This is a genomic window from Peribacillus sp. V2I11 (assembly GCF_030817135.1).
Lineage (GTDB): Bacteria > Bacillota > Bacilli > Bacillales > DSM-1321 > Peribacillus > Peribacillus simplex.
In genome coordinates this window covers 1475213-1496602 of the sequence record NZ_JAUSYW010000001.1, presented here as the reverse complement: position 1 = coordinate 1496602, position 21390 = coordinate 1475213, and the positions used below count along the sequence as shown (strand labels likewise).

General features: G+C 42.5%; 15 protein-coding genes, 15 tRNA genes, 3 rRNA genes and 1 riboswitch. Of the genes, 27 read left to right on the top strand and 6 right to left on the bottom strand.

What is annotated here, in order from left to right; all coding sequences use genetic code 11:
* Positions 1-22: 22 nt before the first annotated feature.
* Both QFZ73_RS07275 and metE read right to left on the bottom strand, forming a co-directional pair.
* Complete coding sequence (locus tag QFZ73_RS07275) at positions 23-499, bottom strand: acyl-CoA thioesterase (protein ID WP_251437864.1); 477 nt, start codon at positions 497-499, stop codon at positions 23-25.
* On the bottom strand, positions 496-2802 hold the full coding sequence (metE, locus tag QFZ73_RS07270; protein WP_307264677.1) for a 5-methyltetrahydropteroyltriglutamate--homocysteine S-methyltransferase: 2307 nt from the start codon (positions 2800-2802) through the stop codon (positions 496-498). Before metE ends, QFZ73_RS07275 begins: the two co-directional genes overlap by 4 nt.
* A gap of 146 nt (positions 2803-2948) precedes the next feature.
* A riboswitch (cobalamin riboswitch) is annotated at positions 2949-3140 on the bottom strand.
* 244 nt (positions 3141-3384) lie between these two features.
* Here metE and QFZ73_RS07265 point away from each other — a divergent pair.
* The 5 genes from QFZ73_RS07265 (at position 3385) to perR (ending at position 7151) form a co-directional block, all read left to right on the top strand.
* Positions 3385-3804, top strand: a complete 420-nt coding sequence (locus QFZ73_RS07265; RefSeq protein WP_063234840.1) for a potassium channel family protein — start codon at positions 3385-3387, stop codon at positions 3802-3804.
* 62 nt (positions 3805-3866) lie between these two features.
* Complete coding sequence (bcp, locus tag QFZ73_RS07260; RefSeq protein WP_307272661.1) at positions 3867-4337, top strand: thioredoxin-dependent thiol peroxidase; 471 nt, start codon at positions 3867-3869, stop codon at positions 4335-4337.
* A gap of 11 nt (positions 4338-4348) precedes the next feature.
* Positions 4349-5458 (top strand): aminopeptidase, encoded by a 1110-nt coding sequence (locus QFZ73_RS07255; RefSeq protein ID WP_307264670.1) that lies wholly within the window; start codon positions 4349-4351, stop codon positions 5456-5458.
* A gap of 148 nt (positions 5459-5606) precedes the next feature.
* Positions 5607-6551: a D-2-hydroxyacid dehydrogenase gene (locus QFZ73_RS07250; RefSeq protein WP_307264667.1), complete on the top strand. Its 945-nt coding sequence runs from the start codon at positions 5607-5609 to the stop codon at positions 6549-6551.
* A 156-nt stretch (positions 6552-6707) separates the two neighbouring features.
* Complete coding sequence (gene perR / locus QFZ73_RS07245; protein ID WP_076371177.1) at positions 6708-7151, top strand: peroxide-responsive transcriptional repressor PerR; 444 nt, start codon at positions 6708-6710, stop codon at positions 7149-7151.
* Positions 7152-7250: 99 nt separating this feature from the next.
* Here perR and QFZ73_RS07240 read toward each other — a convergent pair whose 3' ends face one another.
* On the bottom strand, positions 7251-7604 hold the full coding sequence (locus tag QFZ73_RS07240) for a YgzB family protein (RefSeq protein ID WP_101225973.1): 354 nt from the start codon (positions 7602-7604) through the stop codon (positions 7251-7253).
* Positions 7605-7777: 173 nt separating this feature from the next.
* Between QFZ73_RS07240 and QFZ73_RS07235 the strand changes: the two genes are divergently transcribed.
* The 19 genes from QFZ73_RS07235 (at position 7778) to QFZ73_RS07145 (ending at position 15215) form a co-directional block, all read left to right on the top strand.
* Positions 7778-8653 carry a nucleotidyltransferase-like protein gene (locus QFZ73_RS07235; protein WP_307264657.1) on the top strand — a complete coding sequence of 292 codons (876 nt, stop codon included), beginning with the start codon at positions 7778-7780 and terminating at the stop codon, positions 8651-8653.
* Positions 8654-8922: 269 nt separating this feature from the next.
* Positions 8923-10473: ribosomal RNA gene (locus QFZ73_RS07230) — 16S ribosomal RNA — on the top strand.
* A gap of 175 nt (positions 10474-10648) precedes the next feature.
* Positions 10649-13581, top strand: a 23S ribosomal RNA gene (locus QFZ73_RS07225).
* A gap of 122 nt (positions 13582-13703) precedes the next feature.
* Positions 13704-13819: ribosomal RNA gene (rrf, locus tag QFZ73_RS07220) — 5S ribosomal RNA — on the top strand.
* The 16S, 23S and 5S rRNA genes sit together here with 15 tRNA genes alongside, the layout of an rRNA operon.
* A gap of 9 nt (positions 13820-13828) precedes the next feature.
* Positions 13829-13903 (top strand) — tRNA-Asn (locus QFZ73_RS07215).
* Positions 13904-13908: 5 nt separating this feature from the next.
* A tRNA-Ser gene (locus QFZ73_RS07210) sits at positions 13909-14000 on the top strand.
* 9 nt (positions 14001-14009) lie between these two features.
* Positions 14010-14084: transfer RNA gene (locus QFZ73_RS07205), tRNA-Glu, on the top strand.
* A 15-nt stretch (positions 14085-14099) separates the two neighbouring features.
* A tRNA-Val gene (locus QFZ73_RS07200) sits at positions 14100-14175 on the top strand.
* Positions 14176-14253: 78 nt separating this feature from the next.
* A tRNA-Met gene (locus tag QFZ73_RS07195) sits at positions 14254-14327 on the top strand.
* A gap of 5 nt (positions 14328-14332) precedes the next feature.
* Positions 14333-14408, top strand: a tRNA-Asp gene (locus tag QFZ73_RS07190).
* A 12-nt stretch (positions 14409-14420) separates the two neighbouring features.
* Positions 14421-14496: transfer RNA gene (locus QFZ73_RS07185), tRNA-Phe, on the top strand.
* Between the two features lie 7 nt (positions 14497-14503).
* Positions 14504-14579 (top strand) — tRNA-Thr (locus QFZ73_RS07180).
* Positions 14580-14595: 16 nt separating this feature from the next.
* Positions 14596-14679: transfer RNA gene (locus QFZ73_RS07175), tRNA-Tyr, on the top strand.
* Positions 14680-14689: 10 nt separating this feature from the next.
* Positions 14690-14763 (top strand) — tRNA-Trp (locus tag QFZ73_RS07170).
* 17 nt (positions 14764-14780) lie between these two features.
* A tRNA-His gene (locus tag QFZ73_RS07165) sits at positions 14781-14856 on the top strand.
* A 35-nt stretch (positions 14857-14891) separates the two neighbouring features.
* Positions 14892-14966 (top strand) — tRNA-Gln (locus QFZ73_RS07160).
* A gap of 3 nt (positions 14967-14969) precedes the next feature.
* A tRNA-Gly gene (locus tag QFZ73_RS07155) sits at positions 14970-15044 on the top strand.
* Between the two features lie 8 nt (positions 15045-15052).
* Positions 15053-15126 (top strand) — tRNA-Cys (locus tag QFZ73_RS07150).
* A gap of 8 nt (positions 15127-15134) precedes the next feature.
* Positions 15135-15215, top strand: a tRNA-Leu gene (locus QFZ73_RS07145).
* Between the two features lie 419 nt (positions 15216-15634).
* Here the strand turns inward: QFZ73_RS07145 and QFZ73_RS07140 are convergent.
* Positions 15635-15925, bottom strand: coding sequence for a hypothetical protein (locus QFZ73_RS07140; RefSeq protein ID WP_251438178.1), 291 nt, complete (start codon positions 15923-15925; stop codon positions 15635-15637).
* A 1342-nt stretch (positions 15926-17267) separates the two neighbouring features.
* On the opposite strand from QFZ73_RS07140, the gene QFZ73_RS28890 reads away from it, so the two are divergent.
* Both QFZ73_RS28890 and QFZ73_RS07135 read left to right on the top strand, forming a co-directional pair.
* Positions 17268-17654, top strand: a complete 387-nt coding sequence (locus tag QFZ73_RS28890) for a matrixin family metalloprotease (protein WP_373458999.1) — start codon at positions 17268-17270, stop codon at positions 17652-17654.
* Positions 17655-17668: 14 nt separating this feature from the next.
* Complete coding sequence (locus QFZ73_RS07135; RefSeq protein WP_307264654.1) at positions 17669-18460, top strand: hypothetical protein; 792 nt, start codon at positions 17669-17671, stop codon at positions 18458-18460.
* 442 nt (positions 18461-18902) lie between these two features.
* Here QFZ73_RS07135 and QFZ73_RS07130 read toward each other — a convergent pair whose 3' ends face one another.
* Both QFZ73_RS07130 and QFZ73_RS07125 read right to left on the bottom strand, forming a co-directional pair.
* Positions 18903-19193, bottom strand: a complete 291-nt coding sequence (locus QFZ73_RS07130; RefSeq protein ID WP_307264651.1) for a hypothetical protein — start codon at positions 19191-19193, stop codon at positions 18903-18905.
* 431 nt (positions 19194-19624) lie between these two features.
* Positions 19625-19828: a hypothetical protein gene (locus QFZ73_RS07125; protein ID WP_251438181.1), complete on the bottom strand. Its 204-nt coding sequence runs from the start codon at positions 19826-19828 to the stop codon at positions 19625-19627.
* Positions 19829-20351: 523 nt separating this feature from the next.
* On the opposite strand from QFZ73_RS07125, the gene glsA reads away from it, so the two are divergent.
* Positions 20352-21293: a glutaminase A gene (gene glsA / locus QFZ73_RS07120; RefSeq protein WP_307272657.1), complete on the top strand. Its 942-nt coding sequence runs from the start codon at positions 20352-20354 to the stop codon at positions 21291-21293.
* Positions 21294-21390 lie beyond the last annotated feature (97 nt).

The following is a 21390-nucleotide window of genomic DNA, read 5'->3' as shown; positions in this document are numbered from 1 at the left end:
TTCATGTTGAAGGGGTTTTTGTTTAGTTCCGTTTTTTCTTTCTTTCAATATATCTTGCTTGTGCTTGAACATATTGCCGCTTTTCCTCTTCCGTTTCCGGCATGACCTGAGGTACGATTGTCGGCTTACCGTCTTCATCTATGGCCAGCATCGTTAAAAAAGCGCGTGCCGTAAGCTGTTTTTCACCTGTTAATAGGTTCTCACGCTCCACTTTCACGAATACCTCCATTGATGTGCGATGGGCACAGGTGACATAAGCTTCAAGGTTGATCGCATCCCCTGTCTTGATGGGGGCCAAAAAATCAAAAGAGTCGCTTGAAGCAGTCACAACGGGTTTTCGACAATGGCGCATAGCTGAAATGCAGGCTATTTTATCAACATATGCCATTACTTTTCCGCCAAAGATGGTATTGTGATGATTTGTATCCGGTGGAAAAACAAGGTCGGTTAAAAAAGTCCGTGACTGCTGTGTTGGATGGGCAACGTTCTTTTCAATCATTTGCCTGTTGGTTTAGCTAAAAAGTTTTCACGGACGATTTTTGCTGCTTCGACCATGTTTTTCAGGGAAGCGACCGTTTCCGGGATACCCCTTGTTTTCAGGCCGCAGTCGGGATTGATCCAAAACTGGTCTTTATCCAATACCTTGATGCCCCGTTCAATCATATCGACCATTTCTTCAACTGCCGGCACACGCGGGCTGTGAATATCATACACACCCAGGCCAATACCCTTTTCATATGTTTTTTCCTCGAATGCGGAAGCAAGCTCCCCATGACTACGGGATGTTTCGATGGAAATTACATCGGCATCGAGGGAGGAGATGACATCCATGAAACTGTTGAAGTCGCAATAGCACATATGCGTGTGAATTTGGGTTGTATCCTCCACGCTTGATGTGGATATCAAGAATGAATTTACAGCCCAGTTCAAATAATCGTCGCGATCGCTTTTTTTCAATGGCAGACCTTCTCTAAGTGCAGGCTCATCAACCTGAATCATTTTAATTCCAGCGGATTCCAATGCAATGACTTCTTTTTCCAAAGATAGCGCCAGCTGATAGCAAACATTCTCCCTGGAAATATCATCACGGACAAATGACCAGTTCAAAATCGTAACAGGACCTGTAAGCATTCCCTTAACCGTCTTCTTCGTCAGCGATTGTGCGTACACACTTTCCCTGACTGTCATCGGTTCGATGAAATGGATGTCGCCGTAGATGACTGGTGGTTTCACGCAGCGGGATCCATAGGATTGTACCCAACCCTTTTCTAGAAAAACGAAACCGCCTAACTTATGGCCGAAGTACTCAACCATATCCGTCCGTTCGAATTCCCCGTGAACGAGAACATCCAAACCGATTTCTTCTTGGATTTCGATCCACCTGCCGATTTCTTCGTTAACGAATGTTTCATATTGCGAAGCGGTCCATTCTCCTCTTTTGAATTTCCCGCGTGCTTGTTTAACTTCAAATGTCTGCGGAAAGCTACCGATCGTAGTCGAAGGAAGAAAAGGCAATTTAAAAAATTCCTGTTGTTTTTGGTAACGCTCTTTAAATGGAAGCTGACGGCCGGCGGTCCTGATTTTAACCTTTTCGACATTGGATTGTACAATCCCATGATTCCGTGCATTTGAACTTGCTAACGTTTGAACCGTAAACTTATTAGCGTCGACTTTTTCGGCGATTGCTTCAAAGCCTTGATTATTCCCTTTGACCAAGAGTGTGATTTCCTCAAGTTTCTCATCAGCGAAAGCAAGGGCCTCTTTCACTTCTTTTGAAAGGGCGGTTTCATTACGAACGGTCACTGGGACATGAAGCAGGGAACAAGAGGGCTGAAGCCAAATTTGGTCTTCGGCTACCTTTTTCTTAAGATTCTCGATCAATTGGATTTTTTTCGATAAATCAGATAGCCAAATGTTTTTCCCGTCAATCACACCTGCAGCAAGCACTTTTTCCTTCGGGAAACCGAATGCTTCAAGATTACTTAGATTCCTCCCTTTATCATGTACAAAATCAAGACCGATTCCTTGAACTTGTAATTCGATGACTTCTTGGTAATGTTCCACGGCATCAAAGTATGTTTGTAGCATGATGTTTAGGTTTGGTGCTGCTTCATTCAGTTTTTCATAGAGGTAAGTAACAGTTTGCATATCATCTTTGGAAATGGATGAAACAAGAGAAGGTTCGTCCATTTGAACCCACTTCACGCCTTCTTGCTCCAACTCCCGCAGGATTTGCGTGTATAAAGGAAGCAGGCTCAGGAGGATGCCAGGGATTTCTTGTTTATTGAATCCTTTGGAAAGGGAGATGAAAGTATAAGGTCCGATCAACACGGGCTTCGTTTCAATCCCTAGCTTTTCCTTGGCTTCCCGATATGCTGCAAGTGGCTTATTTTCTGTTAAAGTCAGCTGTGACAGTTTTAATTCAGGGACAATATAGTGATAGTTTGTATTGAACCATTTCGTCATTTCGGAAGCGACTTCATCATTGTTTCCGCGAGCCATTGAATAATAAACGGAAAGGGGAACGCTTCCGGCTTCATAAGCTGAATAACGTTCAGGAACAAGACCGAACATGACGGACATATCCAGCATTTGATCATAGAAAGTGAAGTCGTTGACAGGAATGATATCAATGCCTCGATTCTTCTGTTTTTGTAAGTTGCCTAAACGGATGGCTTTTAGTTGTGCCGTAAATTCTGCTTCATCGATTTTACCGGACCAGTAAGCTTCCAATGTACGTTTCCATTCACGATCTTCCCCGATTCGAGGGTAACCCAAACTACTGCTTTTCAAAATTCCCATCCTCCTACATTCATTTGATTGAACAATAAAAAAAGCATCCCTAACCGTCAAAAGAGATAGTTAGAAATGCTTAAAATAAAGAGGCATGCAGAATGCCCCTTACAATTATAAGGTCCCTAACACCTCCCTATCTCCCGTAGGTTAAAACAGTGTTGTCGAAATAGGCAGGTCTCCTGACTTAGGGAATATCATTAGCGGCGGGCCTTCCCGATCCTTTGATCAGTGGCATATTGGATGGCGCTAACATTCCCATTACAGTGGCGGGACCGTGCCGGAATTACACCGGACTTCCCTTTTAATCCTAATGAAAATTAGGAACCTATTTCCACATATGAAAATTTTGCAAAACCTGCCTTGATAACTGTTTGCAGGTAAAAGATTTATAAAATAAAAACTATTATAAAAATTTAGACAATCGTAACATATCCGACCAAAAGGGTCAACATGGAAAAAAGATTCGGGAAAAGTAACCGTTAAGTGGAAGTGTGGGAATAAGGATGAGGTCTGTTCCTAAAAAAGAATATATTGTTTGGACAGGGAGTATGTATAGAGGGAGTGGCGTTTTGAAATGGGGCGTGGGGGATGACTTTCTACATCTTGATTGCAGGCATCATTTTTTGCATGGTGATGAGCATTCGTACGTTATTTCTTGTTGAGTCGGGAGGAAAGAAATTTTCTCTGGAGGATATGCTGTGGCTTGGCAATTTATATGCGACGATATTAGTTGGATTTGCACTGATTTATTTATTATACGAGCTTCAGAATCATTCGGTGATTCTTGATATGGGCAATCGATTGGATGGCACTTTCTATGAACAGTTGAAGACTTCTTTTTATTTTAGTGCGATGACGATGTTTTCTGTAGGGTATGGAGATATAGCCCCGATTGGCATGGGCAGGATGATAGCTACCATTCAGGCTTTCATTGGGTATACACTTCCGGCAGCTTTCGTGATTCGGACGGTGATCGATCTGGAGCAGAAAGATAGGAGGGATAAATGAAAGTTGTGTTTCTTTCGATTATTGGGTACTCTTACCATAATGAAAGAAATGGAGGGTTCAATATGACTGTTAAAATTGGAGAAAAAGCACCTGATTTCAAACTCCCTGCAAACAATGGTGAAATGGTGTCCCTATCGGATTTTAAGGGGAAAAATATTGTTTTATATTTTTATCCAAAAGACATGACGCCAGGTTGCACGACGGAGGCCTGTGATTTCCGGGACCATAATGAGCAATTCGAGGAATTGAACGCGGTCATCATTGGTATCAGCCCAGATCCAGTGGCACGTCATGAAAAATTCATCGAAAAACATGGATTGCCTTTTCTGCTGCTGGCTGACGAAAATCATGAAGCGGCTGAATCATTTGATGTTTGGCAATTGAAAAAGAACTTCGGCAAGGAGTATATGGGCATTGAACGTTCAACTTTCCTGATTGATAAGGCTGGTAAGGTAGTCAAAGAATGGCGTAAAGTAAAAGTCAAAGGCCACGTCGAAGAAGCGCTTGAAACGCTTCGCGACCTCGAAAAATAAGGGACAGGCAGATGAAGGATGAGCGAATAACGAAGCTTGCAGCCAGGCTGATTCATCATTCGATACAATTACAGCCAAAAGAGAGAATCCTCTTACGGGGGCATATCAACACGAAACCATTATTGAAAGAGCTGATTGATGAAATATATAGAGTGGGTGCTTATCCATATGTAGAACTCGAAGACGATGAGATAAGCCGCCACCTGTTACAAGGGAATGTGAAGGAACAACTTGACACATCTTCGCAATGGGCCTTGAAGAAATATACGGATATCGATGCGGTCATCATCATCACAGGGGAAGAAAACGGTGTGGAAATGACTGATGTTCCCATCGAGAGGCACCGTCTTCAAGGAGAGGCAATGAAATCTCCCACTCTTTTCTATGTAAACAACCGACGTTGGGTCTTACTTAATTATCCCACCAACGCATCCGCACATAAAGCCGGCATGACCTTCGATAGGTACCAAGACTTCCTTTTGAACGTATGCACCATGGATTACGGGAAAATGGATGCGTCCTTGAAACCGTTAAAACATTTGATGGAACGAACTGACAAAGTCAGGATCGTTTCACCAGGGACAGATTTGGCCTTTTCCATCAAAGGTATGCCTGCCGTCATATGTGCCGGAAAAAAGAATTTACCGGATGGGGAAGTGTTTACGGCACCCATAAAAGATAGTCTCAATGGAAGGATATCATTTAACACACCCACAACCTATGAAGGAATCACCTTTAGTGACATAGAATTAAACTTTAAAAAGGGAAAAATCATTAAAGCGACATCCAATCGTGACTCTGAAATGAACCAAATTCTTAATATTGATGAAGGGTCCCGGTTTATCGGGGAGTTCGCAATTGGAATCAATCCATACATATTGGAACCTATGGACGATATCTTGTTCGATGAGAAAATAAGCGGGAGTCTGCACTTGGCTCTTGGACTTGCCTATGAAGAAGCGGATAATGGAAACCGTTCATCGATACATTGGGATATGGTCTTGATCCAGCGTCCGGAATATGGTGGTGGTGACATCTATTTTGACGACGTCCTGATCAGAAGGGATGGCGTTTTCATTTTGCCGGAATTACATGCATTAAACCCAAATTCTTTAAAATAAAGCCTTTTTTAATAAGGGTAAGGCTTTTGTCCAACTCAAAAAGGGGACACCTGAATATGCTTTATTAAGGGAATACCTCCTCAGAGAAAGTTGCGCGGGACACATAGAGCCCGTGTTTTTTTATGTTAATTAAAAGGGGAAGATAAACATGTTAATACTTTCAACTGTCATTCCGAATGAAGGCATCCAAACGAGGATGATGGAAGTTTTTCCTGAATTGAACTTCATTTATCAAAAAGGATGGACGGATGGTCCGCTTCGTGAAGCGGAAATCTTAATTACATATGGTGAAGACTTAACTGAAGAAATCATTGGGAAAGCGGCGAACTTGAAATGGATCATGGTCATGAGTGCAGGGATGGAATTAATGCCATTTAAAGCCATTGAGAAACGTGGCATTCTGGTGACCAACGCAAGAGGCATTCATAAAATCCCAATGGCCGAGTATACGATAGGGATGCTTTTGCAATATGAAAAGAAATTGAAACTGCTTATGAAGAATGAAAAGGAAGAACTTTGGGATAGAAAGATTGAAGTAGGGGAATTGAATGGCAAGTCCATGCTCGTTATTGGTGTCGGGGCAATTGGAGGTGAAGTGGCTCGTCTTGGGAAAGCCTTTGGGATGACGACGATGGGAGTGAACCGGAGCGGGAAACCAGTGGAATCCATCGATCACCTTTATTCCATGGATAATTTATTGGAAGCCATACCGGGAGCCGATTATATCGTATCAGTCCTGCCAAGTATGGATGAAACGAAGGGGCTACTGCAAAAAGAACACTTTAAAGCAATGAAAGAATCTGCAGTATTCGTGAATATTGGCCGCGGCGACCTGATTAACGATGAAGTGTTGATCGAAGCCCTGGATGCCGGGGAATTGTCTCATGCCATCTTGGATGTATTTGATCCGGAACCTTTAGGAAAAGGGCATCCGTTTTGGAGGATGGAGAATGTTACAGTCACACCGCATCTATCAAGTAAAAGCGGAGAATATTTACCAAGAACCTTTGACATATTCGAAAAAAACATGCGTGAATACATGAAAGCTGGAAAAGACTTCACCAACGTAATCGACTTATCTAGGGGATACTAAACTCAATGCAAAAATGGGAAAGATTCAATGTATTCATGAATAAACTAAAAAAGAATGGTTAAGCCATTGAATTATTGACAAATTCAACGCATAAAAGGTACACTATTTATAAATATTATAATTTAAGAATTCATACTTAATAAGAAAAAGAGGTGGATGACGGTGTCTGAAGTTCAGTTAAAAGAAGCGTTGGATTCCTTAAAAGATACCGGTGTAAGAATAACTCCTCAACGCCATGCGATACTTGAGTATTTGATAAGCTCCATGTCCCACCCTACCGCTGATGATATATATAAAGCGCTGGAAGGCAAGTTTCCGAATATGAGTGTGGCAACGGTTTATAACAACCTGCGTGTTTTCCGTGAGGTAGGTTTGGTAAAAGAGCTTACGTATGGTGATTCTTCAGCAAGGTTTGATTTCGTGACGACGAATCATTATCATGTAATTTGCCAAACTTGCGGGAAAATTGTGGATTTCGATTATCCTGCATTGGATGAAGTCGAGCATTTCGCAGCACAAGTCACCGGTTTCAATGTTAGTCACCATCGGATGGAAATCTATGGCGACTGCACGGATTGTGCGAAAAAAGAATCGCATTAAAAAAAGTTCCTCCACTTGGTTGGAACTTTTTTTCATGTTATAAAGAAATGATACAATTGTTAAAGACTTCTTGAAAGGGAATTCAGCTAGCCGAATTCTCTAGTCATGCAGGCTTTTCCGGTTATATTTTTCGTTGAATTCTTCGCCTTCCAACTTTTTGTCAAGTGTCAATGGTTCTTCACAATGCATGCAAATATCTACACGCCCTAGTATTTTTGTGGGTTTGCCGCAGTTAGGGCAGACAACCTGGATCGATTTAGTAGAAAGCATTCCAATCCAAAAATAAACCCCGGTGCTTGCGATTATGAATAAAAGGCCCAGCCCCATAAAAATCGTCATGACAACAGGATGCGTTTTGAAGAAAAGCCCAAGGTACATTACGATAAAGCCAATGAAAATCAAACTCAAAGCAAAAGTACGTATTTTATTGATTTTGCTAGAATATTTAGCCATGGATTGTCCCTCCTAAAATATAACTTTAACTATAACATAAACAATGGATGGAACAAAAAAGAAATAAAGGATACATATTACTTTTGAATTGAATTGGTTTGGGTAAGGGAAATAAGCAGGAAATTGAAGAGTTTTGTCGAAAGTCTAAAAAAAAGGTTTTGGAGGAATTGATGATGGAAGATATCCTTCGCCCGATTTATCAAGAGCGAGCAAGTTTAAAATCTACACTTGGAATCTTGTTAATAGAAAAAAGAGATGATAATAGCCCGATTACCGATACATTTGACTACATTCTTTTTGTAATTGCAGACGAAGCCGAAGAGGCCGTGTTTTTAAAACATTACACTTACCAGGATAAAAAGGCAGCCTTGCATATCGTAAAGGAAGACCAGTTAAAAGAATGGCTCCTATTAGGGACGAACCGCAAAGTGGTTGACTGGATATATAACGGGAAGGTCCTTTTTGATCGGAATGAATATTTGGACCGTTTGAAAACCGAAATCCGGGAGTTCCCCTTCTATGGAAGGAAGTTAAAGATGGGGATGGAATTCGCGAAGTTAATTCGCAGGTACATGGATGGGAAAAGCTTCTTTGAAAAAGGCCATTATCTTGAGGCATACAACCATATCGTTCATTCCCTGCATCACTTGGCCCGTTTGGAAATAATTGAACAAGGCTTTTATCCGGAGGTTACGGTCTGGAACCAAGTGAAGCATATGGAACCTGAAATCTACAAGTTGTATAAAGAACTGATCAGCAGTGAGGAAACTCTCGAAAAAAGATTGGAGCTTCTATTCCTTGCTAGTGAATTTCTTATTTATTCGAGGACGAATGCAGGTTCACAGCATTTAGTTGAAATAATGGGGACGAAAGAAGATCCATGGACGATTGCGGAGCTTATGGATCATCAGGAAGTTAAGTTCTATTCAGTCGACCTAGGTGTTTTATTGGAATATTTGATAGAGAAGAAGGTAATCGACGTCATCAAAGTGGAGACAAAAGGGCACGAGGTATATCATCGGTATTATCGGGTGTCAAAAAACTTTTAAAAAAATGTGTTTTTATTGTTGACCAATAATAATATAGGTGTTATATTAATACATGTCGCTGCGGGACATCAGCTTTCGCAGCTTCATCAAAACGAAAAAAATAAAAAAACATGTTGACAACAGAGTTGATAACATGATAAGATGTAAAAGTCGCTTACGAAGTAAACGACAATGAAATTGCTCTTTGAAAACTGAACAAAACAAAGCGCCAACGTTAAATTTTAAGTGAGCACACACTATCAAAAAAGCAAATGAGCAAGTCAAACATTTCTTCGGAGAGTTTGATCCTGGCTCAGGACGAACGCTGGCGGCGTGCCTAATACATGCAAGTCGAGCGAATCAATGGGAGCTTGCTCCCTGAGATTAGCGGCGGACGGGTGAGTAACACGTGGGCAACCTGCCTATAAGACTGGGATAACTTCGGGAAACCGGAGCTAATACCGGATACGTTCTTTTCTCGCATGAGAGAAGATGGAAAGACGGTTTACGCTGTCACTTATAGATGGGCCCGCGGCGCATTAGCTAGTTGGTGGGGTAATGGCTCACCAAGGCGACGATGCGTAGCCGACCTGAGAGGGTGATCGGCCACACTGGGACTGAGACACGGCCCAGACTCCTACGGGAGGCAGCAGTAGGGAATCTTCCGCAATGGACGAAAGTCTGACGGAGCAACGCCGCGTGAACGAAGAAGGCCTTCGGGTCGTAAAGTTCTGTTGTTAGGGAAGAACAAGTACCAGAGTAACTGCTGGTACCTTGACGGTACCTAACCAGAAAGCCACGGCTAACTACGTGCCAGCAGCCGCGGTAATACGTAGGTGGCAAGCGTTGTCCGGAATTATTGGGCGTAAAGCGCGCGCAGGTGGTTCCTTAAGTCTGATGTGAAAGCCCACGGCTCAACCGTGGAGGGTCATTGGAAACTGGGGAACTTGAGTGCAGAAGAGGAAAGTGGAATTCCAAGTGTAGCGGTGAAATGCGTAGAGATTTGGAGGAACACCAGTGGCGAAGGCGACTTTCTGGTCTGTAACTGACACTGAGGCGCGAAAGCGTGGGGAGCAAACAGGATTAGATACCCTGGTAGTCCACGCCGTAAACGATGAGTGCTAAGTGTTAGAGGGTTTCCGCCCTTTAGTGCTGCAGCTAACGCATTAAGCACTCCGCCTGGGGAGTACGGCCGCAAGGCTGAAACTCAAAGGAATTGACGGGGGCCCGCACAAGCGGTGGAGCATGTGGTTTAATTCGAAGCAACGCGAAGAACCTTACCAGGTCTTGACATCCTCTGACAACCCTAGAGATAGGGCTTTCCCCTTCGGGGGACAGGGTGACAGGTGGTGCATGGTTGTCGTCAGCTCGTGTCGTGAGATGTTGGGTTAAGTCCCGCAACGAGCGCAACCCTTGATCTTAGTTGCCAGCATTCAGTTGGGCACTCTAAGGTGACTGCCGGTGACAAACCGGAGGAAGGTGGGGATGACGTCAAATCATCATGCCCCTTATGACCTGGGCTACACACGTGCTACAATGGATGGTACAAAGGGCTGCAAACCTGCGAAGGTAAGCGAATCCCATAAAGCCATTCTCAGTTCGGATTGTAGGCTGCAACTCGCCTACATGAAGCCGGAATCGCTAGTAATCGCGGATCAGCATGCCGCGGTGAATACGTTCCCGGGCCTTGTACACACCGCCCGTCACACCACGAGAGTTTGTAACACCCGAAGTCGGTGAGGTAACCTTCATGGAGCCAGCCGCCTAAGGTGGGACAGATGATTGGGGTGAAGTCGTAACAAGGTAGCCGTATCGGAAGGTGCGGCTGGATCACCTCCTTTCTAAGGATAATTACGAGAGCGCTTTTGTTTTGTTCAGTTTTGAATGAGTGATTCATTCAATAGGAAAGACAATCATTACGATGTGATGGATTCTTTCTGCTTTGTTCCTTGAAAACTAGATAATAGATAGAAGGCAATTAATTTTTTTCAAAGCATCTGTAAGATCTTTTTTAACGGTTAAGTTAGAAAGGGCGCACGGTGGATGCCTTGGCACTAGGAGCCGATGAAGGACGGGACTAACACCGATATGCTTCGGGGAGCTGTAAGTAAGCTTTGATCCGGAGATTTCCGAATGGGGAAACCCACTGTTCGTAATGGAACAGTATCTTTACCTGAATACATAGGGTACTGAAGGCAGACCCGGGGAACTGAAACATCTAAGTACCCGGAGGAAGAGAAAGCAAATGCGATTTCCTGAGTAGCGGCGAGCGAAACGGAATTAGCCCAAACCAAGAGGCTTGCCTCTTGGGGTTGTAGGACACTCAACATGGAGTTACAAAGGAACGGGGTAAATGAAGCGATCTGGAAAGATCCGTCGAAGAAGGTAAAAACCCTGTAGTTGAAACTTCGTTCCCTCCTGAGTGGATCCTGAGTACGGCGGGACACGAGAAATCCCGTCGGAAGCAGGGAGGACCATCTCCCAAGGCTAAATACTCCCTAGTGACCGATAGTGAACCAGTACCGTGAGGGAAAGGTGAAAAGCACCCCGGAAGGGGAGTGAAATAGATCCTGAAACCGTGTGCCTACAAGTAGTCAAAGCCCGTTAATGGGTAATGGCGTGCCTTTTGTAGAATGAACCGGCGAGTTACGATTTCATGCAAGGTTAAGTTGATGAGACGGAGCCGCAGCGAAAGCGAGTCTGAATAGGGCGAATGAGTATGAGGTCGTAGACCCGAAACCAGGTGATCTACCCATGTCCAGGGTGAAGTTCAGGTAACACTGAATGGAGGCCCGAACCCACGCACGTTGAAAAGTGCGGGGATGAGGTGTGGGTAGCGGAGAAATTCCAATCGAACCTGGAGATAGCTGGTTCTCTCCGAAATAGCTTTAGGGCTAGCCTCAAGATGAGAGTATTGGAGGTAGAGCACTGATTGGACTAGGGGCCCCCAACGGGTTACCGAATTCAGTCAAACTCCGAATGCCAAATACTTATTCTTGGGAGTCAGACTGCGAGTGATAAGATCCGTAGTCGAAAGGGAAACAGCCCAGACCACCAGCTAAGGTCCCAAAGTATACGTTAAGTGGAAAAGGATGTGGAGTTGCTTAGACAACCAGGATGTTGGCTTAGAAGCAGCCACCATTTAAAGAGTGCGTAATAGCTCACTGGTCGAGTGACTCCGCGCCGAAAATGTACCGGGGCTAAACGTATCACCGAAGCTGTGGATTGACACCATTAGGTGTCGATGGTAGGAGAGCGTTCTAAGGGCGTTGAAGTCAGACCGGAAGGACTGGTGGAGCGCTTAGAAGTGAGAATGCCGGTATGAGTAGCGAAAGAAGGGTGAGAATCCCTTCCACCGAATGCCTAAGGTTTCCTGAGGAAGGCTCGTCCGCTCAGGGTTAGTCGGGACCTAAGCCGAGGCCGAAAGGCGTAGGCGATGGACAACAGGTTGATATTCCTGTACCACCTATACATCGTTTGAACGATGGGGGGACGCAGAAGGATAGGGTAAGCGCGCTGTTGGATATGCGCGTCCAAGCAGTTAGGCCGGAAACGAGGCAAATCCCGTTTCCATTAAGGCGGAGCTGTGATGGCGAGGGAAATATAGTACCGAAGTTCCTGATTCCACGCTGCCAAGAAAAGCCTCTAGTGAGATGTAAGGTGCCCGTACCGCAAACCGACACAGGTAGGCGAGGAGAGAATCCTAAGGTGTGCGAGAGAACTCTCGTTAAGGAACTCGGCAAAATGACCCCGTAACTTCGGGAGAAGGGGTGCTTTTTAGGGTGAATAGCCCAGAAAAGCCGCAGTGAATAGGCCCAGGCGACTGTTTAGCAAAAACACAGGTCTCTGCGAAGCCGCAAGGCGAAGTATAGGGGCTGACACCTGCCCGGTGCTGGAAGGTTAAGGGGAGAGGTTAGCGCAAGCGAAGCTTTGAACCGAAGCCCCAGTAAACGGCGGCCGTAACTATAACGGTCCTAAGGTAGCGAAATTCCTTGTCGGGTAAGTTCCGACCCGCACGAAAGGTGTAACGATCTGGGCACTGTCTCAACGAGAGACTCGGTGAAATTATAGTACCTGTGAAGATGCAGGTTACCCGCGACAGGACGGAAAGACCCCGTGGAGCTTTACTGCAGCCTGATATTGAATTTTGGTACAGCTTGTACAGGATAGGTAGGAGCCTGAGAAGCCGGAGCGCTAGCTTCGGTGGAGGCGTTGGTGGGATACTACCCTGGCTGTATTGAAATTCTAACCCGCGCCCCTCATCGGGGTGGGAGACAGTGTCAGGTGGGCAGTTTGACTGGGGCGGTCGCCTCCTAAAGAGTAACGGAGGCGCCCAAAGGTTCCCTCAGAATGGTTGGAAATCATTCGTAGAGTGTAAAGGCACAAGGGAGCTTGACTGCGAGACCTACAAGTCGAGCAGGGACGAAAGTCGGGCTTAGTGATCCGGTGGTTCCGCATGGAAGGGCCATCGCTCAACGGATAAAAGCTACCCCGGGGATAACAGGCTTATCTCCCCCAAGAGTCCACATCGACGGGGAGGTTTGGCACCTCGATGTCGGCTCATCGCATCCTGGGGCTGTAGTCGGTCCCAAGGGTTGGGCTGTTCGCCCATTAAAGCGGTACGCGAGCTGGGTTCAGAACGTCGTGAGACAGTTCGGTCCCTATCCGTCGCGGGCGCAGGAAATTTGAGAGGAGCTGTCCTTAGTACGAGAGGACCGGGATGGACGCACCGCTGGTGTACCAGTTGTCTTGCCAAAGGCATAGCTGGGTAGCTACGTGCGGACGGGATAAGTGCTGAAAGCATCTAAGCATGAAGCCCCCCTCAAGATGAGATTTCCCATGGCGCAAGCTAGTAAGATCCCTGAAAGATGATCAGGTTGATAGGTCAGAGGTGGAAGCGTGGCGACATGTGGAGCTGACTGATACTAATAGATCGAGGACTTAACCAACGCTTTTTAAAAAATGAAATACCTTCTTCTTATTATCTAGTTTTGAAGGAATGAAAATTTCTTCTTGCATTTTTTCGAAAAGATGTTACAATAATATATGTCTTGAAAAAATGTTAACAATGTTTGGTGACGATAGCGAAGAGGTCACACCCGTTCCCATTCCGAACACGGCAGTTAAGCTCTTCAGCGCCGATGGTAGTTGGGGGTTTCCCCCTGTGAGAGTAGGACGTCGCCAAGCTTATATTGTTCCGCAGTAGCTCAGTGGTAGAGCATTCGGCTGTTAACCGAACGGTCGTAGGTTCGAGTCCTACCTGCGGAGCCATTATTGGAGAGCTGTCCGAGTGGCCGAAGGAGCACGATTGGAAATCGTGTAGACGGGTAACCCTGTCTCAAGGGTTCAAATCCCTTGCTCTCCGCCATTTATACCTGGCCCGTTGGTCAAGCGGTTAAGACACCGCCCTTTCACGGCGGTAACACGGGTTCGAATCCCGTACGGGTCACCATTTAGTCAACATATTGGAGGATTAGCTCAGCTGGGAGAGCATCTGCCTTACAAGCAGAGGGTCGGCGGTTCGATCCCGTCATCCTCCACCATTTCTTAACGAGATCAAGTTGTTTCTGCTGAAACGCTCAACACGAAAACTTGATGCATAATAGCAACATTATTACCGTCGCGGGGTGGAGCAGTCCGGTAGCTCGTCGGGCTCATAACCCGAAGGTCGCAGGTTCAAATCCTGTCCCCGCAATCTATGGTCCCGTGGTGTAGCGGTTAACATGCCTGCCTGTCACGCAGGAGATCGCGGGTTCGATTCCCGTCGGGACCGCCATTTTTATTGCTTGGCTCAGTAGCTCAGTCGGTAGAGCAAAGGACTGAAAATCCTTGTGTCGGCGGTTCGATTCCGTCCTGAGCCACCATAGTAGTGCCGGTGTAGCTCAACTGGTAGAGCAACTGACTTGTAATCAGTAGGTTGGGGGTTCAAGTCCTCTTGCCGGCACCATGTTTCATCCATATGCGGAGGGGTAGCGAAGTGGCTAAACGCGGCGGACTGTAAATCCGCTCCTTCGGGTTCGGCAGTTCGAATCTGCCCCCCTCCACCATATTTCTTACAGGGGTATAGTTTAAAGGTAGAACAGAGGTCTCCAAAACCTCCAGTGTGGGTTCGAGTCCTACTACCCCTGCCAATTTCAATCCTATAATGGCGATTGTGGCGAAGTGGTTAACGCACCTGATTGTGGTTCAGGCATTCGTGGGTTCGATTCCCATCAGTCGCCCCATTTAATAAAACATGGTATAATGAATACAACGTTAATGGGCTATAGCCAAGCGGTAAGGCAACGGATTTTGATTCCGTCATGCGAAGGTTCGATCCCTTCTAGCCCAGCCATATGCGAAAGTAGTTCAGTGGTAGAATACAACCTTGCCAAGGTTGGGGTCGCGGGTTCGAATCCCGTCTTTCGCTCCAAAAACGTTGGCGGCATAGCCAAGCGGTAAGGCAGAGGTCTGCAAAACCTTTACCACCGGTTCGATTCCGGTTGCCGCCTCCAACATACATGCCGGTGTGGCGGAATTGGCAGACGCGCACGACTCAAAATCGTGTTCCTCTGGAGTGCCGGTTCGACCCCGGCCACCGGTATCATCAATAGCGAAGAATCGCTATTACAAAAAGCTTCACACTTAATTGTGTGAAGCTTTTTTGTGTTTATGACGTATTACAAAATATGTACAAAAAATGTGCGGGGGTATTGTGCAATGATTTTTCATCACTCAAGAATGAAGGAGAATTGAAACCAAGGAGCATACAATCCCGAATCAAACATTATTAAAGGTGTTAGGATATCATTTCACTTTCAATCTACACTATGACATACGTCTATGGAAGATACGAAACGATACATGAAGTTATTGGCCTCTGGGGAGAGGCATAATAAATATTCTCCATTAAAACAATAAGCAATAGTTTAGAGAACGTTCGTTCTTACGGTGGAAATGAAAAACGAATGGGTCAAAGAGCATTAACTCTCCCATTCGTTCCAAAAATAATGATTGCCCATTTCAGATTTCAATATTCATAGCATTTAGTTCTGCTTCCGTATAGCCAGCAGCGGATAGTGCGATTTCAATTTCTTCAGCAGCCTTATAATCAAATAATTTAAATTTAGACATTAAAGCGAAAGCATTTTGATCTTCAATTGCCAAGGCAACAGCTTCCACGTCTTGTAGTAACTTCAGGTCTTCAATGTAGAATTGAGCGGTTCTCATCGCTAAATACTCATTCAGTGTAGTTGAACTGTAGAAAAGTCTTGTTAAAGTGGCGATTGCGTTAGGAACGAAAATCTTATTCATAATTACCCCTCCACTATTCTTAATTTTCTGTCATTTTAATTACTACAAGTATGAGTCACCATATAAATGTTGTCAATCTTTATCTGTTGAGCATTTTTTTCACCAGAGAATGTATGTCTGTACTCAAATTGAGTAAATAGAAAACAGGTGACTTTGCCAAAGGCAAAATATCGCACCAAAGCGCACCAAGTAAGCGAAGGAACGGTTGCTGAGTTTATGAAGCGACCCAAAAGAAACATACAGAAAAGAGTCATGTTGATTCAAGCCCGGTTGCACGCACATACAAAAAAAAGACCCCTGCTTATAAGGCAAGGGCCTTAGGCTCGATCATAACAAGTTGGATAGAAGAGATACTTTTTATATAATGCATTTACCTCTTTATTCCGATGTTCCCCGATTTCATTTCTTAGCTGGCCTTCCATACATTTCATTAATGTTTTTGACTCCACTTACTTTTTTTATTAGAAAAAACCTTTTAATTTATCTGCTAGTTTTTTTTGTCTGTCTAGGAACAAATGCCCGTGCGTATCAATAGTTGTTGTAATACTTGAATGACCAAACCGTTCTTTAATGACAGTGATATCTCCTCCAAACTCAATTAGAGAGCAGGGTGAGAATGTCTGAAATCATGTAATCGTATAGGTTCTAATCCAGCTCGCTTGCAAATGGTAGGAATGCGTTTAGTAAATTGGTTTCTCGTAGGTGTTACTTCCCTAAAATCTTCATGTTGACTATTAATAAATTTTTAAAATTCTTTTGGAGTCCAAAAATTCTTTTTTTCTTTTCTACTCACAACTTAGGTAATGTATCACAAGGATTTTTTTGGATTATTCCTTCATCAATTGCAACATTAGTGGAGTTAGATATTTCTTCTAAAATAGTGTTAATAAATAATATTCTTTATTTTCATAATTTATAGAAAAAGATGAATCGGTACAAACTATAGATAGGTATATAATAAAAATGGGTATTTTTTCAAAAAAAGCAAGGTGCGGGAAGGTAGCTTTAAGTTATCCGAAAAAACGTTGAAGGTTAACTAGTATCTTACTAATTTAAAGGTGTATTCAATTTAAACTGAAATAAAGTAGGAAGAAATCGAATACTTTATATGTTAAATAATCAGTGGAATTCACAAAAATATGAAAGTGGTTAATGGGAATTGGCTTATTATTAAGTATTATTCTAGTTTTTCTGATTCCAGTTAATGCTCATGCATATACTACATACAATGGCCACAAAATGTCTTCAGGAATTGGAAACTATGGTAAAAGTACAAAGTATTATTGGGTAGATTCATCCGCAAGCACTTATTCTACAAAAATAGCAAACATTTGATAGGTGGATATATTCAACAAAATATGCTGGTATTACAACACCAGCATCCTATAGGAAGACAACAAATAAAAGTGCCAGTACTATTGATTTTTATCGTGTCAACTCTCTTTCGGGAACAAATGTTATTGGAAAAACTATTTTTTATGTTAACCAAACAAATGTTAATGTTTCAGCACAAGACTGGTATTGGTCAAAAATCCAATTATCTAAAAGTTTAATGACTTCTTTACCTAAATATCAACAAGCAACTATTAGTCATGAAATCGGACATGCTTTTGGTTTAAATCACACGAATAATCAGTTAATGGATGCAACTATAAGTGATGCTTATAGCTTAGGAATCCAATATCCTAGAAAAGATGAATACAATGGCATCAACTATCTTTATAAATAATAGGGGGAAGAAAAATGAATAAGATAAAATTTTTATTCGTTTGTTTGTTATCATTTTCTGTTCTAACTGCATGTAATGGTGCAACTGAAGAATCTCAAAATAAGGGACAAGATAAATCTGTGGTAACAGCTGAAGACGATAAGTCTAATGATTCTACTAAAAAAGAAGTTGTTGCAGATAATGAAAATGTTTCTATGGACAATGTAACAGTTATAGAATCTGAACTTGCCTTTGCTTTTGATTATGAAGATGTTGAACAGTTAAGAGAGGATTCAGAATTAGCTGTTGAAGGATTAGTTATGTCTACTGAGAATTATGTATATATGGATGAAGAAACTGGAGAGGGTGAACCCTTTACAAAACTATCCTTTAAAATTAATAAAGTTTTAAACGGAGATTCAAGTTTAGAAGGAAAAGAGATAACAGTATTAGAGCAAGGTGGATATATTACTGCTAAACAAAGCGGGATGGGAGAAAAGTTTCCAGATTTAACAGAAGAGGAATTAAATGAGACCTTTTTTATCATACCTGATGGACATAGACCATCTGTAAAGGGTGATGAATTAGTTGCCTTTTTAACTAGTCAGACAGATGGTTTTGAAACTGGATTTGATTTTTACATATTTATTGGGGTATACCAATCAAAATTTGAATACGATGAAGATAGTGAAGAGTATGCAAGGCCTTCTGAGGATTTCGACGAATTGATAGGAGAAGCAGAAACACAAAAGGAAAAGGAAGTTATTGAAGAAGAGATACAAATAGAAGAGGACCTTAATACTGAAGTAACTAAATTAGTGAAATGAATTAAATTTAACTTTTCTTTATATGGGTGTGAATTGAAATATTAAGTTTGAACCATGGCTACATTTTGGACTCCATATCATTTTAATTTTCTTGTTTAAAACAAACGAAAACTATCAAACTATCAAAATATCATAAAATAAAGGGTTTTAATGATAGAAATTTATTAAAATAATTATAACAGACTTAAAATCGTGTTCCTCTGAGTGCCGGTTCGACCTCGGCCACCGTTCTCGCGAATAGCGATGAATCGCCATTACAAAGAGCTCCACACTTAATTGTGTGAAGCCTTTTTGTGTTTATGACGCACACAAAATATGTACAAATAATGTATATTAACAGCAATAGTTTAGTGCACGTTTGTTCTTGGGATGAAAATAAAAACGAATGGGTCAAAGAGCATTAACTCTACCATTCGTTCCGTAAACAGATTGGCCAATGATTTTAGATTTCAATATTCATAGCACTTAGCTCTGCTTCCGTATAGCCAGCAGCGGATAGTGCGATTTCAATTTCTTCAGCAGCCTTATAATCAAATAATTTAAATTTAGACATTAAAGCGAAAGCATTTTGATTTTCAATTGCCAAGGCAACAGCTTCCACGTCTTGCAGTAACTTCAGGTCCTCAATGTAGAATTGAGCGGTCCTCATCGCTAAATACTCATTCATTGTAGTCGAACTGTAGAAAAGTCTTGTTAAAGTGGCGATTGCGTTAGGAACGAAAATCTTATTCATAATTACCCCTCCACTATTCGTAATATTCTGTCATTTGAGCTACTACTAGTATGAGTCACTCTAAAAATGTTGTCAATCTTTATCTTTTGAGCATTTTTACTCACCAGTTGAAAGTAAAGCTGTACTCAAATTGAGTAAATGGAAAACATGCGACTTTTCCAAAGGCAAAAATCATTGCACCGAAGCACACGAAGTAGCGAATGAATGAATGTTGTTTACGAAACGAACCAAATTACATGTGACATGTTGATTCAAGTTCGATCGCTAGGTCTCAGGCTCGATCATAACAAGTTGGATAGAAGAGATATATATTATTTACTACATTCCATTTACTTCATTCAACAAATGGGCCGATTTTTTAGAAATTCTTTCATTGATGAGATCCTTTCTGTGTTCAAAATTTCAAAGGGCTTATAAACAACAGATCCTTATTAACTGTGAAGAAGGCGGGCTTCCACATTACGCAGCTCTCCAGATGAAACACTATCAGCCACAATTATTTGCAATGTTCTCGTAGCTGTCATTCGTTTGTCTGGATGCTTCATTTGCAGATGCTGTTGTATCGCTCGGAAAAGTTCATTATTTTCTGGACGGTTGGCGTTATAGATTTCTTGTAAACTCTTCGATTTTTCCATGGCTTTTCCTACTTTCCATCAAGTGTGAAATACATATGAAATCTTATGCGATAATATATATTTCCGTCTGGGCTTTTCCAATTCCTTCTTTTTTCAATTAAATCTTCTTTAAAGAACAGTGAAGTTGCTCCTGATTTTTTTACAGGGCGTTAGCTTACCTGTCTCACTGCTTGACCGTTGCCGTATATGTTGTTGTTTTTCTTTGTCTTTAACACGACGAAAATAATTCAAAACCTGTACATCTAGATTAGACGGTAGGGAAGTATGGTAAGAAGTGTGACCTTAAAAAGGGTGAAATAAAATCAGTAAATAATAGATGAAGAAGCATTTGAAAATTTCTTTAAAGAATTATTATTTAAGAAATCTTAAACCAGGAAAGTAGTTCCTCTAACCTTACTTCCATTTATTATCCGATTCCTGGTTTTGTAAATAATATCGTTGAAATATGGTAATAAATAATAAAACCACTATCTAAGAACACTTCACATGACAAATTTTCTAAGGGGGGGAAATTGTGAACAATATGGGATGTCAATGCAGGTCCAATGAAGAATTACAGCAACTGGTCGATCAGGCAAAAGAATATACAAATATGGGAACAGTGGCAGACTATATACCGGCTCTTGAAAAGGCGAATCCTGGGGATTTGTCTGTTGCTATTTACTATCCTGACGGAAAAGGATATTGTGCGGGGGATGTAAGTGGGAAAATGACCCTGCAAAGCATATCGAAAGTTTTGACACTTGCACTGGTATTAATGGAAAAAGGGGAGGAATATGTCTTTTCCTATGTAGGAAAAGAACCCACTGGGGACCCTTTTAATTCGATTGCCAAGTTAGAGACAAACAAGCCATCTAAGCCGTTAAACCCAATGATCAATGCAGGAGCATTGACTGTGACCCACATGATTGCAGGTGACAGTGTAAATGAGCGATTTCAGCGTATTTTACAATTTATCCGGGAGTTGACGCAAAATCCTACTATCGGTTTTAATGAAGATGTTGCCCGGTCAGAATACAATACAGCAGACTTAAATAGGTCGTTAAGCTATTTTTTAAAGCAGCATAATGTAATAAATGAGGATGTGGAGGAATTAATCGAATTGTATTCGAAGCAGTGTGCCATTGAAATGGACAGTCAGGATTTGGCGAGGATAGGCTGTGTGCTGGCCATGAATGGGAAAGATTTGTTGACGGGAAAGCAAATCATCCCCGGGGACATTGCTCGTATTTGCAAGACATTCATGGTTACTTGCGGCATGTATAACGCATCAGGTGAATTTGCCATTAATGTTGGCATTCCGGCTAAAAGCGGTGTGTCAGGGGGAATCATGGGGGCCGTCCCCGGAAAATGTGGGATTGGAATTTATGGTGCAGCGCTGGATGAGAAGGGGAACAGCGTTGCTGGGATAAAAATCTTGGAAATGTTGGCGAAAAAGTATTCCTTAAGTATGTTTAATTTGTAAACATTGACACCATTAGTGATGAGTCGATGATTTAATCAAGTTATTTTTTATTCGAATGTTGTCTGGAGTTAAAAATTGTTTGTCTCGTTAGCATGGC

Excerpts from the sequence above, each read along its gene's own strand:
- QFZ73_RS07250 (WP_307264667.1), top strand. The coding sequence starts at position 5,607 with ATGTTAATACTTTCAACTGTCATTCCGAATGAAGGCATCCAAACGAGG.
- QFZ73_RS07140 (WP_251438178.1), bottom strand. The coding sequence starts at position 15,925 with ATGAATAAGATTTTCGTTCCTAACGCAATCGCCACTTTAACAAGACTT.
- perR (WP_076371177.1), top strand. The coding sequence starts at position 6,708 with ATGACGGTGTCTGAAGTTCAGTTAAAAGAAGCGTTGGATTCCTTAAAA.
- QFZ73_RS07130 (WP_307264651.1), bottom strand. The coding sequence starts at position 19,193 with ATGAATAAGATTTTCGTTCCTAACGCAATCGCCACTTTAACAAGACTT.
- QFZ73_RS07125 (WP_251438181.1), bottom strand. The coding sequence starts at position 19,828 with ATGGAAAAATCGAAGAGTTTACAAGAAATCTATAACGCCAACCGTCCA.
- QFZ73_RS07265 (WP_063234840.1), top strand. The coding sequence starts at position 3,385 with ATGACTTTCTACATCTTGATTGCAGGCATCATTTTTTGCATGGTGATG.
- QFZ73_RS07135 (WP_307264654.1), top strand. The coding sequence starts at position 17,669 with ATGAATAAGATAAAATTTTTATTCGTTTGTTTGTTATCATTTTCTGTT.
- bcp (WP_307272661.1), top strand. The coding sequence starts at position 3,867 with ATGACTGTTAAAATTGGAGAAAAAGCACCTGATTTCAAACTCCCTGCA.
- glsA (WP_307272657.1), top strand. The coding sequence starts at position 20,352 with ATGGGATGTCAATGCAGGTCCAATGAAGAATTACAGCAACTGGTCGAT.
- QFZ73_RS07235 (WP_307264657.1), top strand. The coding sequence starts at position 7,778 with ATGGAAGATATCCTTCGCCCGATTTATCAAGAGCGAGCAAGTTTAAAA.
- QFZ73_RS07255 (WP_307264670.1), top strand. The coding sequence starts at position 4,349 with ATGAAGGATGAGCGAATAACGAAGCTTGCAGCCAGGCTGATTCATCAT.
- QFZ73_RS07275 (WP_251437864.1), bottom strand. The coding sequence starts at position 499 with ATGATTGAAAAGAACGTTGCCCATCCAACACAGCAGTCACGGACTTTT.
- QFZ73_RS07240 (WP_101225973.1), bottom strand. The coding sequence starts at position 7,604 with ATGGCTAAATATTCTAGCAAAATCAATAAAATACGTACTTTTGCTTTG.
- metE (WP_307264677.1), bottom strand. The coding sequence starts at position 2,802 with ATGGGAATTTTGAAAAGCAGTAGTTTGGGTTACCCTCGAATCGGGGAA.